This window comes from Pseudomonas sp. RA_15y_Pfl1_P11, from assembly GCF_963970975.1.
Lineage (GTDB): Bacteria > Pseudomonadota > Gammaproteobacteria > Pseudomonadales > Pseudomonadaceae > Aquipseudomonas > Aquipseudomonas tritici.
In genome coordinates this window covers 64,496-76,875 of sequence record NZ_CAXAOY010000004.1, presented here as the reverse complement: position 1 = coordinate 76,875, position 12,380 = coordinate 64,496, and the positions used below count along the sequence as shown (strand labels likewise).

Sequence of the window (12,380 nt, the reverse complement as noted above, 5' to 3'; positions counted from 1 at the left end):
AGACTGGCGGAGCGTGCGAGGGCATGCCATCCTCACTCCCGTCTGCCGCAGAGTAGAGCCTGCGGCGCTTTGGGCGTTGCTCCAACGATGAGCAGCACGGACATAACAACAAAAAACCGTCAAAGAGGCTTCACTTATGCGTAAACCAGAACTCGCAGCCGCCATCGCTGAAAAAGCGGATCTCACCAAAGAACAGGCCAACCGCGTACTCAACGCCATTCTCGAAGAAATCACTGGCGCCCTGCACCGCAAGGACAGCGTCACCCTGGTGGGCTTCGGCACTTTCCTGCAGCGCCATCGCGGCGCCCGCACCGGCAAAAACCCGCAAACCGGTGAGCCGGTGAAAATCAAGGCGAGCAACACTGTTGCGTTCAAGCCGGGCAAATCGCTGAAAGACACTGTTAACGCGTAATGGCGTTACCGTCTCGAAGGGGGCGGGGAGGTAGGAAAAATGGGCACGCCGACTGGGTCGGGTGCCCATTTTTGTTGGGGCTGACTACGGGCTTGGTCTCAACCGTAGAAGTAGTCAAAAAAGCGTTCGTAGTTGTCTTCGCCCAACAATGGGCTGACTTCCTTGTTGATTAACTTCACGAACTTGCTGGAAAGCTCATCGTCGTCGTTGTAGATATCAAAGATGTCGAACTTTCCATGCACGATCTCGACAGTCTTGGCGAATGCCAGCAGGAAATCAGCGAGAGAGTCGGCAATCCTGAGCGGCGCTCCCGCATCGTAGCTCGCCAGTACGGGGGGCGCCTGGCATATCAGTCACCGCGATAACGGGCTTGCCACCGCCGATGTCATCCATGAAAACCAGATGTTGCGCAAGCCAGTTCCCATTCAACTCGGTCTTGTTGGATTCGCCTGCCCACTTGTAGCCGACCTGACCGTCTTCCAATGCGTCCAAGTTGAAAAAGCAGATGGGGGTCAAGCCCGTTTCGACTTCCACATCGACCGGCTCGCAAAGGTCGTAGGAGGAGTCCATCTCAGCGGAGCGAGGTAGGGTTTGCGGCCATTTGGCATTTGCCTGGCCGTTCTTTTCGAAGCTGCCTTCGAGATCGAATTTCTTGTGGACGCGGCGCAGTTCTTTAAATGCGTTATCAAGGGCGCTCATGGTTTTACTTTCCCAATGCCATTTTCTCGTATCAAGAATGTAATGGAGAGGTCAGCGCGATACTTTTCCAGCTGGCTCTACGTTTCTTCTCAAGAAGAGTCTTCATGGCGTCACCTTCAGGTGGCCCTTTCTTCGGCAATTTCAGCGGAACCAAAACGTAGAGCTTTACCGAGTCATCTTGATGGTCTGTTTCAGCATTTGTAGTCCAGATCTTATCCACCACAATCAGTGCATCAATATCTGCTGGCCAGCCCAGGGAACTGAAGGCTGGTTCAGAGCGCAAAATGAGCTGGCCCTCAGACAGAGGGGCCTTTTCCATCGTTTGTTTTGACAGCTCAGAAAGAATGCCTTGAGGGAATATCCAAGGGCTGTCGATGGCAAAGCCTTGTCTTGGCAGCCGCCAATTCCCGGGTAGGCAGATGAAAAGTTCAGTCCGTGGTTTTTGCGTAAACAGCCCAAGGGTGAAGAGTAGCTTGTAGTCGTTTTTATCAGCGATGCAGCTGACTCTGAATTTCACGCCCGCACTTTGAGGTTGGGGAGTGACTTTTTCGGGGAGCACCCAGCCGGCGGTCTCACTGACAAACTCGGCTACGGGCGCACCGGGAATTGATGCTTCGGCGGCGTCTTTTTCGATCGCAGAAACCGCGCCCCGTGCTTCAAGGCGTTCGGCAATTTTCGGGAAGTCCCAGGATCTAGCTAGATCCAAGGCGGTCCGGTTGAATTTTGTGTGCAGTCGATTGATGTCTGCTTGGTGATTGAGTAGTAAATCCACAGCTTCAGCCTGCCCGAAGGTGACGGCTGTTATCAGAGGCGATGCTACCGAGAGAGGTGAGCCATCGACTTGTGCGCCGACCTCCAAGAGCCAGCGAACGATTTCCAGGTGGCCATTTTCAGCTGCTATTGCTAGCGCCGTCGTGTTGCCTGAACCTACTGTGGGTTGATCGATGTCGATACCCAGCTCAACGAGCAGTTGGCATATGGCAAGTTGTTTGTTTTCGGCAGCGTGATGCAGAAGACCTGGGTAACTTACAAAGTTAAAGCGAGGTGGGTCTAAAAGTTGAGGGTGTTTGGCCAATTCGGTGCGTAGAAAGGCAATGTCCCCCGTTTCGATATGAGCATAAATTTCTCGAACAAGGGTGGCGTCCTCACCAAATGCTTTCTCTAGGCTAGTCATCTAGAAACACTCCCTTTCTCATTTCTTTGCCCATGGATTGTAACGTCTTAATTACCTCGCTCTTACCGCCTTTGCGGGCTATAGCAAGGGCTTCAGAGACCTTTCTCGATGCTGCGATTGTATGGTTTCCACTACCGTTGGGTGCCCACACAAAATTGCGCGGGTCGTCATTCAGGCCAATACCGAATTTCTTGAGAATGCCTTGGGCATGTGCCACATAGCGACGATTGCTGTCCGTCCAATTCTTGGGTGCTTTTTCGCGCACGATATGGTGACGATGCGGGTTCGTCATTTCGTGCGCCTTCGGTTTAGGGCCCATGTTCGCTTTATCGTTTTTGGACAGTCGACAGGTTTCCCAGCCAAGTGGGTCGATCCAACCAATTGGGTTCGGTGAGTATTGGTAGAGGTTCAGACCTCCCACCAAGGCTATTGGATCTCGGGTAGTAAACCGCCCCACATCCGGATCATAAAACCGAAATGTGTTGTAGTGCAGCCCAATCTCCCGATCCAGATACTGCCCCTGAAACCGTAAATTCTGTTCTTCAATAAAGTACGCTTCACGTACCTCTTCAGTCGTATTCCCCCACACCCGATACAACGCCTGCCACACCGTCTTCCCATCGGCTTCGGTCAGTTGCTCCGGCAACCCGTTCAGGTCGTTGTGATAGTAGCGCACGCTCTGATGCTCGCCCGTGCCATCCACTCGGGCCAGCGGCGCATAGCTGTCTTCTTCATAAATGTAGAGGCTGGTCTGGCTGTGCCGATGTTCCTGCAACAGGCGCAACCCCTCCCAATCAAAGCGGGTTTCACCCAACGGATAACCGTTGCTGTCATGTTCGGTTTTAGCGATGCGTCGTCCGAGCGGGTCATAGGTCATTCTCACGACCGTTTCGCGCCCATCCTTCTGGCTACGCACTTCGATCAGGCGATGCTCAGCGTCATAGGCGAAATACTGTACGCCACGCGCTGCACTGCGCTTTTCGATCATGCGACCGAAACCATCGTAGCGGTAGCGTTTGGCCGCCGCCGTAGTACAGGCGGTTGAGCCAACGCCCTTCGGGCAACTGCGTCTGATCAATTAGCTACAGAGCTCTGTTAGCCAAGCGAATCTTTAGCAGGGGTCAGTGCAGTCACATAGCTCAGCAAGCTTGGGTGATGGTATGGAAACTCTGTTTCCCTTCATCAAAAAACAGGTAAGCCTGAGCGTTGTCATGGCTAAGCTCGCTTATGTCGAGCTGGCCCAGGAAAACCATAGGCTTCCCATCCACCATCGGCCATACGGGACTTTGAAGCCATTTCGGTGGGAATTTCAGGTACCGAAAATCAAATTTTATTTTTTCCTTCAGCCAAGCCTGCAGCTCTTTAGAACTGAGATTTTTTCGCTCTTCAACCAGCTTGGAGAGATAGTCCGATGGTAGCGACAGCCATTTTGGCTGAACTTTTAGCGTCAGATTGAATAGGTTTTCGTACTTTTTTTCCACCGTGTGGGTGATTTTTTTCTTGGTTAGAACAGTAGATAGAAGTGTCTGAACGTTGTAGATAGATTCTAAGCTTTGATAGTCCTGACTGATTGTGTAGGTGTAGAGATCAGGCTCCGTAACATAAGCAGGGAGGCTGTTCTCACTTTTGAGCAATGCTTCGACTGCCGGGTCTGCGTATATTATTTCTTCAAGTGCTTTAGGCGAAATTGCCCCTTCGACGAATTGCTTGATGATTTCTATAGCTGTCATTATTTGGTTCCTAAATGTCTAAATTCATCAAGCGCGGCGTGCTGTTCCAGAGTAACTTCGCGCAGGTTTCGAGGGTTTAAGGCATGGAGGTATCTACGAAACCCAGGGCGATTCAGTGGCCTGGTATCCAGAACAAGCTTTTACCTCCGGATTTAATGATTTTCTCAACCAGCTCAGTAAATGATTTTGCGATCAGCGTGCTCTCATCGACCGTCGGGTAACTGTCCCAGAACGAGTCGTAGCAATAGCCAAATTGCGGGCCGGGTTTCAGGTCAATTGAAATTATTTGATCCTCACATTTAACGAGCGCGTACCAGTTAGCTGAGTCTGGGTCGTCCAAGTCTTCGTTCATAACGACAAAGTCGGAACGTTCAAGCTCTGGCGTCAGAATTGTGAAGCTGTACTGTGCCTTTGGATAGAAAACAGCGCTGCTGTAATGCTTATAAAAATCGGCCAAGTCATCGGGGACGAGATTGCTCGGCAACCCAGTAGAAGGCGTTGTCGTGCAGTCAGAATTCTCTATCAAATCAACGATTTTAATCAGGCTCATCTTCCGCATCCCTTACGCAGGTAGGTTTTCATTGCTTTGTTGTACAAACCGCGTGAAGCCTTCGGGAAACCTTTCGATAAAGGGGACGGATGTATTTGATTTTTTTACTTACTTGGCTAGGCGATCCTTAAATGAATCTGTCTCCTTTTTCTTCACCAATTACCTCGCCACTCCTCTGCGTACTCTGAAGTTGGGTCTAGGCCCACGATCTCCCCTATAGCATAAATATGCTCAAGCACAGATTCGCGCTCAACAGTTTCTATTTCGTCCTCGAAGTTGTTGATGTTGAGTATGCACTGTTTGAAGTTTTCCAGAATAACTAGTTGAGTTTCTTTTTCGGGAAGAAGCATTAGGTTATCGATGAGCCTGTCGAAAAGGATCTTTACCTTGGCAGCAAATTTTTCTTCGCCGCCCAGGTTAAGGTGATATGTTTTAAAGTTTTGTAGTTCTTTATTTTTCATATGTTTTTTGCAGAGGGTACTGAGATGCCTTTGAATAAAAATTCCTTTGACTTATCCCAGTTTATTCCGTTATCGAAATAATTTATCAAGCGTTCTCGCAATTTTTCCGGATCACCGACCATGCCAGAAAGCTCATATTTGTATATTGTTTCTAAGTCATCGCTGAGCGTTAGATTATTCTTCAGAACCTTAGCCTCCAACTCGTCAAGAGAGTCGGGTAGTTCGATCAAGTCGGCTCCATAGTTACCGCCAATGATGGCTCTCAGCATTTTTTTTTCCGGAGGGCGTTTATCAATGGCTATCTCATCCGGTGACGGTGTGCTGACAGCTAAACTTTTCAATGCCTTGGTCGAGGTGAAGATAAAGAATAAGGTATTGGCTTTTCCAAGATCCATACCTTTCCATTCATCTTGAGCACATGTTAGATCAAAGAATTGAAGATAGTAGTCTGCACGCATCTGGACAAGAGTGTACAAGTCTTCTTTCAGTTTCAAACTGAACACCTTGCCCTCTTCCCAAGTGATTTTTTTCAACATCTTCCAGGACCTTTAGGTTTGCTAGTGGGCTTTTGAGGCTTAACACCTCTGTGTTTATCAGCGGCAGCTAAGTAAATACCCCGCCTTTTGTTTTTCGGAGCTACGGGCCTTTGCTTATTGGCGACAGGTCCTTCTTTCAATTTGTCCTCATAAATCCTTTGTTCTAAACCACGTGCAATATCTTTACCTTCTTGTCCGTTTCCTTTGAATACGGCACGCGGTGCTACGTCGAAAATGTCCTTGTTAGGGTAACGATAGTTCAACACATCTCGGGCAGAGTGCCCCAGTCCAGGTTTGCTGGCGTAACCCACATAAGGTTTACCGTCTTTTACGCCGACGTAGGTGATGTGGGTCGCTTTCGCTGGGTCACCTGCCCACCCCCACGGGTCAATCCAGCCAATGGGGTTTGGCGCGTACTGGTACAGATTGAGTCCACCCATCAACCCAATCGGCTCCGGCGTAGTAAACCGCCCCACATCCGGATCATAAAACCGAAATGTGTTGTAGTGCAGCCCAATCTCCCGATCCAGATACTGCCCCTGGAACCGCAAATTCTGCTCTTCGATAAAGTACGCCTCACGCACTTCTTCGGTCGCATTCCCCCACACCTGATACCGCGCCTGCCACACCGGTTTCCCATCAGCTTCGGTCAGTTGCTCAGGCAATCCATTCAGGTCGTTGTGGTAATAGCGCACACTTTGATGCTCGCCCGCGCCGTCCACTCGAGCCAGCGGTGCATAGCTATCTTCTTCATAGATATAGAGGCTGGTTTGGCTGTGCCGATGTTCCTGCAACAGGCGCAACCCCTCCCAATCAAAGCGGGTTTCACCCAACGGATAACCGTTGCTGTCATGTTCGGTTTTAGCGATGCGTCGTCCGAGCGGGTCATAGGTCATTCTCACGACCGTTTCGCGCCCGTCCTTCTGGCTGCGCACTTCGATCAGCCGGTGCTCGGCGTCGTAGGCGAAGCGTTGCAAACCACGCGCAGCGCTGCGTTTTTCGATCATTCGACCAAAACCGTCATAACGGTAGCGCTTGTCCTGATAAGTCAGCAGCTTGTTATGCACGACCAGCCCTGCACTGGCTGGCGGCCCGTCCAGCAAGTTGGCGGCGGCGTCGTAGGCGAAGGTTTCCTGCTGGCCTTGAGCGTTGTCCTGGCTGGCGATGATGCGACCGGTGGCGTTGCAGCTATTGAGTTTATTTTTTGCTATTCATCACTGGATCGGCGAGATTTTGATCGCCGTCGTTGAGTCTTTGTAAAAGTTTGATTGCACGCGAAAAACCTTGAGCGGCGGAGCGTTCCAACCACGTTTTAGCCTGTTCAAAATCCTGTTCAACTATCCACCCATCAACGTACATCTTTGCTAGGTCGAATTGGCCATGGGCATCACCTGCCTCGGCTCTGGGGAAGTGGAACGCGACTGTTCCCGCAGTTGTGTCAATCTCCCAGTAATCGCGTTTATTTGCTTGGAATAGTCGAACAGTTTGATCGTTGACCCATTCGACCGCACCTAGTAATGATTCAAAGAGGCCCAGTGAGATGCTGATTCGCGTAGCTGTAAAAAATGTTTCAGAGGTTTTTTTTGCGCCCTGCACCAACACGCCTATGTTGATGTATTGATCTGTGCGCCATGCAGCCGTTGCGCTGAGTGTCTTTGACGGGTTTTTAAGTGGCCGCCCCGTAGTACCTGAAAACTGATACTCACGCTTGATGACCTCGGCGTGGAGCTTGTGTATTGGATCGCTATCCCAGCCCTTTAGCGCCGCCAGTGACAAAAGTGCTTCATTAATATCTTCGATTAACGACTGGCGGATGGTACGGTCTGAAGCGTCTATAGGCAGGTTATCGAGGTGCTTGAACGGGTAAAAGTAGGTGCAGACATCCAAGAGTGTTTGCTCTTCTTCGACAGGGGCTGGTTGCAGAATTACCTTGGAAATCCCCCCTGCTGGCACTTTGCACTTGGTCGCAAGAAGATAAATGTAGAGTACAGCTGCCTCTCGAATGTTGTGAGCCTGTAGGCGCTCCGAAGGGAAGGCAATATCGAGTGTTGATAAATATTTGCTCATCAGAATCTCTATCTCGTCGCGTTTGGCAGTGAGTTGCCCACTGGATTAATTCCAACCTTTGGAAACGTAGGTGCCTGACCGGCCCTCTGAGCGGCTACCGAGTAGCCATTGACTCTACCTTGTTCAACTTTCAGTGCCTTGGACCGCGTAACATTTTTTCTAATGATGGCCGATTCGTACTTGTCGGTGCCGGGGCCCCTGTTGAGTCTGCGGACCTGAGATTCTGCTCGGTAAGACTTCCCTTTCTTAGAGACTTTCCCACCACTAATTCCGTATTTGTAAACCTGCCCCGTCGTTTTGTTGCGGATGACGTAGACGTGATTCACCTTGTTATTTTGCCTAGAGTTTCCGTTCGCTGCTCCGCAGGTTTTCCATCCCCATGGATCTATCCATGCAATCGGGTTGGGTGCGTATTGATAGAGGTTGAATTCGCCGTCTAACCCAATCGGATCCGGCGTCGTAAACCGCCCCACATCCGGATCATAAAACCTGAACGTATTGAAATGCAGCCCAGTCTCCCGGTCCAGGTACTGCCCTTGGAACCGCAGGTTTTGCTCCTCGATATAATAAGGCTCGCGCACTTCCTCCAGCGTGTTGCCCCACACCCGATAAGTCGCCTGCCAGACGCTGTGCCCATCGGCTTCGGTTAGTTGCTCGGGCAACCCGTTCAGGTCGTTGTGGTAGTAGCGAATCTTCTGCAACGGACCAACGCCGTCGACGCGGGCAAGGGGTTCGTAGCCGTCATCATCGTAAACATAGAGGCTGGTCTGGCTGTGCTTATGCTCCTGCAACAACCGCAGTCCGTCCCAGGTGAATCGAGTTTCTCCCAGCGGATAACCATCGTTGCCGTGCTCAGTTTTCTCGATGCGTCGACCCAGCGGGTCATAGGTCATCCTGACCACGCCGCCGTTCTCATTACGTACTTCAACCAACCGGCTTTCCGCGTCATACGCAAAGCGTTGCACGCCTCGTTTGGCGCTGCGTTTTTCGATCGTTCGGCCAAACGCGTCATAGCGATAACGCTTGTCCTGATAGGTCAGCAGCTTGTTATGCACCACCAACCCAGCGCCAGCCTGCGGGCCATCCAGCAGGTTGGCTGCGGCGTCGTAGGCGAAGGTTTCACGCTGGCCGTGCAGGCTGTCCTGGCTGGCGATGATGCGGCCGGTGGCGTCGTAGTGCAGCAACTGGCGGTGTTGCGCAGCGGGTTGTTGGTCGAGTTTGCCGATCAGGTTGTCGGCGGGGTCGTATTCAAACTGTTTTTGCGCCGCAGCGGGCAGCAAGGTTGACTGACTGGCGTGACGGCGCTGACGTGAACGCAGGCGGCCGCTGCGGTCGTATTCGCTGCGGGTGCTGAGTTGGCCCTGGGTGCGCAGCACTTCGCGGTGCAGGCGGTCACGCTCGAAGTCGCTGATGACCTGGCCGTCCAGATTGACCTGGTGCAGATGGCCGCTGCCGTAGTACAGGCGGTTGAGCCACCGGCCGTCCGGCAGTTGGGTTTGGATCAGGTTGCCGAGTTCGTCGTAGTGGTGTTGCAGGTTCCCCGCCGAACTCTGCTCGCAAAGCAGTTGGCCGAGGGCGTCGTAGGCAAAGCCCAGGGCTTGGGCATTGCCCTGCGAATCGGTGAAGGTGACAGCCGTGAACTGGTCCACTGCGTCGTAGTGGTAGTCGGTACGGCCATCGTCGGTGGTCTTGGCAATCAGTCGGCCCACCGCATCGCGTTCCAATCGATGGACGATCGGCGCGGGCAGCGTTTCGGGCACCAGGGCCAGCCCGTTTCCGTAAGGCGCCGGCACGGCTGTCACTGCTGTGACATTGTCCAGCGGGTCATAGCTGTACTGCTTGGCGCTGCCGTCGAGGTCTTGCTGTTCAGTCAGCCGATCCCCGGCGTCCCACGCAAAGCGATAGCGTTCGCCGTTCTCGTTGATCAGCGCTTGCAGCCGTCCATAGCTGTCATAGCCGAACTGCACCTGTCGCCCAAGCCGGGCAAATCGCTGAAAGACACTGTTAACGCGTAATGGCGTTACCGTCTCGAAGGGGGCGGGGTGGTAGGAAAAATGGGCACGCCGACTGGGTCGGGTGCCCATTTTTATTGGGCGTCAAATAGTTCTTGAGCGTTGAATATGGCCTTATTGACTCGCTCTGAGGCGATTGCGCTATCTACGCGCAAATCGTGGGGTATGCGCTCATAATCCATTGCCTCATTCTCATTTAGCGCTCCACGCAGATGGGCAATCACTCTGAAAATAATATGGTGCATGCGCCAGCAAACAGAGGGCTCAACATTTTCCAACTGCTGCTCAGATGCTGGTTTGCTTACGCCGCCGGTCCAGATTTCCGACTCAAACGCGAATTGAATCCTGTCATAACCAGAGGACGATTTTTTGTAGCTCGGATCACTGAAAAGAATCTTCCAGCGAGGGATATCTGAAAAACGCATGCTGCAGAAAATCGGTCGAAACAAGCGTTTTGAGGTATCCACCTCGCTGATGGAGGCAGGAATTTGTGTATGGAATTTTGCAAAAACCTCAATCAGATGTCCCAGCGCAGGAGGGATGAGCTCGATATAGCGTGCAATCACAAAGCCAGGCTCATCTGAAGCATTGATGGCTGGGATGTAGAAAAGATCACCTGGTTTAGGTGCCTTGAGGGTTTTCATACAGCGGCCTCTTTTAGGTACAAGATTTGATTTTGCTCGGCTTGATGCCCAGCGCTTTGGCCGCAGCCCTATAGTTTTTATAGTGACTTTTGCCCCGAGCATCAGTGCGGCTTTTATTGATGGGTTCGATGACGTTGCCGGGGAATTTGCCCTTCGTTTTGTATTTCTCTCGGTAGGCCTGTTCGTAACCTTTGGCTTGAGAGTAAGTCATCTTGCCGTCCTGACCGTTCAACACACGCAGCTCTCCTTTTCCAAGCCGCGTGGACCTGTCGTGCTGACTTTCACGCGCCGCAGGATCCTGTTCGGTGTGACCGATGTAGTAAGGCGTTTTAGCATTGGGAGCGTAGAGCCCGTAAACATAGAAACCAGGTTTGTTTAGGGGCGTTGGGGTCCAGCCTAGTGGATCCAGCCATGTAATAGGGTTTGCACCGTACAAGTAGAGGTTCAGGCCACCCAGCAACCCAATTGGATCCGGCGTCGTAAACCGCCCCACATCCGGATCATAAAACCGGAACGTGTTGAAATGCAGCCCCGTCTCCCGATCCAGATACTGCCCCTGAAACCGCAGGTTCTGCTCTTCGATGTAATAAGGCTCACGTACTTCCTCAACCGTATTGCCCCACACCCGATAAGTAGCCTGCCAGACGCTGTGCCCATCGGCCTCGGTCAGTTGTTCGGGCAACCCGTTCAGGTCGTTGTGGTAGTAGCGAATCTTCTGCAACGGACCAATGCCGTCGACGCGGGCCAGAGGCTCGTAGCCGCTGTCGTCTTCATAAACATAAAGGCTGGTCTGGCTGTGTTTATGCTCCTGCAACAACCGCAGTCCGTCCCAGGTGAATCGAGTTTCGCCTAGCGGATAACCATCAATGCCGTGCTCAGTTTTCTCGATGCGTCGACCCAGCGGGTCATAGGTCATCCTGACCACGCTGCCGTTTTCATTACGCACTTCGATCAGTCGACTTTCGGCATCGTAGGCAAAACGTTGCGACCCACGCTTGGCGCTGCGCTTTTCAATCATCCGGCCAAACGCATCGTAGCGATAACGCTTGTCCTGATAGGTCAGCAGCTTGTTATGCACCACCAACCCAGCACCCGCCTGCGGGCCATCCAGCAGGTTGGCAGCGGCGTCGTAGGCGAAGGTTTCACGCTCGTCGTGCAGGCTGTCCTGGCTGGCGATGATGCGGCCGGTGGCGTCGTAGTGCAGCAACTGGCGGTGTTGCGCAGCGGGTTGTTGGTCGAGTTTGCCGATCAGGTTGTCGGCCGGGTCGTATTCAAACTGTTTTTGCGCCGCAGCGGGCAGCAGGGTTGACTGACTGGCGTGACGACGCTGGCGTGAACGCAGGCGGCCGCTGCGGTCGTATTCGCTGCGTGTGCTCAGTTGGCCCTGGGTGCGCATTACTTCGCAGTGCAGGCGGTCGCGCTAGAAGTCGTCGAATACCTGATGGTCGATGTGGGGTTCAGGCTGCCTGAAGCCCTCCATCATGCCTGGTCTTTATAAGGTGTGAATGATCGGTTAGCGATGTAGAAGCCTAGGCCTTTGTCGCCTTTGAACCTGTTTTCTATCATGGCGTCAGCCAGCTCCTGAGAAATCAAAAGATCTCCAGAATCCCGCTCGCGTGCAATCTCTCCCATTCCTGCGGCAGTATCATGAAACCAGATTTCATTAAAATAGAGTATCGAGCCACTGTCGGAGAGCTCCGCTACCGACTTACTCTTATCAACAGCTCTTATAGTTTGAGCAGCGTTGACGATGTAATAGTCCTCAGTCACTTCTTCTCCGTTGGCAGCAATGCTTGTGGGCTTTAATAACTGAATATGAACGCTGGCTTTCTGTGCGAGGAAATGCGCTAACCGCTGGCTCACCAAGGGTATGTCACCCAACAACCATAAGCAGTCGTAAGCCGTTAGTTTTTTCTTTGAGCATGGGAAAAATATTTTGGGACTATCCATGTCGACAGGGAAAATTTTTCCCGACAGTAGCGACAAATAATCAAAATTCGACCCTGCCGTCTCATAGGAACCGCTCTCGGCGTCGTATGAACCCAGCAACTTTTCGTTGTGATAAACAGGCGCTTTCCAGCTTAAAATCATTTCA

At 52.1% G+C, this 12,380-nt stretch carries 11 protein-coding genes and 4 pseudogenes; 1 reads left to right on the top strand and 14 read right to left on the bottom strand.

Annotated elements, in window-relative coordinates; genetic code table 11:
* The first annotated feature begins 136 nt into the window (after positions 1–136).
* Positions 137–412 carry an HU family DNA-binding protein gene (locus AACY44_RS06175; protein ID WP_094064412.1) on the top strand — a complete coding sequence of 92 codons (276 nt, stop codon included), beginning with the start codon at positions 137–139 and terminating at the stop codon, positions 410–412.
* Between the two features lie 98 nt (positions 413–510).
* Here AACY44_RS06175 and AACY44_RS06170 read toward each other — a convergent pair whose 3' ends face one another.
* From AACY44_RS06170 to AACY44_RS06105, 14 genes and pseudogenes are all read right to left on the bottom strand, one after another.
* Positions 511–654 (bottom strand): hypothetical protein, encoded by a 144-nt coding sequence (locus AACY44_RS06170; protein ID WP_339493279.1) that lies wholly within the window; start codon positions 652–654, stop codon positions 511–513.
* Between the two features lie 34 nt (positions 655–688).
* Complete coding sequence (locus AACY44_RS06165) at positions 689–1,111, bottom strand: hypothetical protein (protein WP_339529940.1); 423 nt, start codon at positions 1,109–1,111, stop codon at positions 689–691.
* A gap of 31 nt (positions 1,112–1,142) precedes the next feature.
* Positions 1,143–2,285: an ankyrin repeat domain-containing protein gene (locus AACY44_RS06160; RefSeq protein ID WP_339529938.1), complete on the bottom strand. Its 1,143-nt coding sequence runs from the start codon at positions 2,283–2,285 to the stop codon at positions 1,143–1,145.
* Positions 2,278–3,303, bottom strand: a pseudogene (locus AACY44_RS06155) (RHS repeat domain-containing protein); the annotation flags it as partial. The gene AACY44_RS06160 and the pseudogene AACY44_RS06155, both read right to left, overlap by 8 nt.
* Before the next feature lie 121 nt (positions 3,304–3,424).
* The gene (locus tag AACY44_RS06150) at positions 3,425–4,015 is read right to left on the bottom strand and encodes a hypothetical protein (protein WP_339415058.1); all 591 of its coding nucleotides are present in this window, start codon (positions 4,013–4,015) and stop codon (positions 3,425–3,427) included.
* Positions 4,016–4,127: 112 nt separating this feature from the next.
* Positions 4,128–4,565, bottom strand: a complete 438-nt coding sequence (locus tag AACY44_RS06145; RefSeq protein WP_339415059.1) for a hypothetical protein — start codon at positions 4,563–4,565, stop codon at positions 4,128–4,130.
* Positions 4,566–4,717: 152 nt separating this feature from the next.
* On the bottom strand, positions 4,718–5,026 hold the full coding sequence (locus AACY44_RS06140) for a hypothetical protein (protein ID WP_339436635.1): 309 nt from the start codon (positions 5,024–5,026) through the stop codon (positions 4,718–4,720).
* Complete coding sequence (locus AACY44_RS06135; protein ID WP_339436636.1) at positions 5,023–5,562, bottom strand: hypothetical protein; 540 nt, start codon at positions 5,560–5,562, stop codon at positions 5,023–5,025. The genes AACY44_RS06140 and AACY44_RS06135 overlap by 4 nt, the downstream gene beginning before the upstream one ends.
* A pseudogene (locus AACY44_RS06130) lies at positions 5,556–6,746 on the bottom strand (RHS repeat domain-containing protein); the annotation flags it as partial. The gene AACY44_RS06135 and the pseudogene AACY44_RS06130, both read right to left, overlap by 7 nt.
* 13 nt (positions 6,747–6,759) lie before the next feature.
* The gene (locus AACY44_RS06125; protein ID WP_339436637.1) at positions 6,760–7,629 is read right to left on the bottom strand and encodes a tetratricopeptide repeat protein; all 870 of its coding nucleotides are present in this window, start codon (positions 7,627–7,629) and stop codon (positions 6,760–6,762) included.
* Between the two features lie 8 nt (positions 7,630–7,637).
* A pseudogene (locus tag AACY44_RS06120) lies at positions 7,638–9,641 on the bottom strand (RHS repeat-associated core domain-containing protein); the annotation flags it as partial.
* Between the two features lie 74 nt (positions 9,642–9,715).
* Entirely contained in the window at positions 9,716–10,285 is a 570-nt protein-coding gene (locus tag AACY44_RS06115) for a hypothetical protein (protein ID WP_339418684.1), read from the bottom strand.
* A gap of 13 nt (positions 10,286–10,298) precedes the next feature.
* A pseudogene (locus tag AACY44_RS06110) lies at positions 10,299–11,738 on the bottom strand (RHS repeat domain-containing protein); the annotation flags it as partial.
* A gap of 26 nt (positions 11,739–11,764) precedes the next feature.
* A complete protein-coding gene (locus AACY44_RS06105) occupies positions 11,765–12,376 on the bottom strand; it encodes an imm11 family protein (RefSeq protein ID WP_339529935.1) in 612 nt (203 codons plus the stop codon).
* Positions 12,377–12,380: the final 4 nt, after the last annotated feature.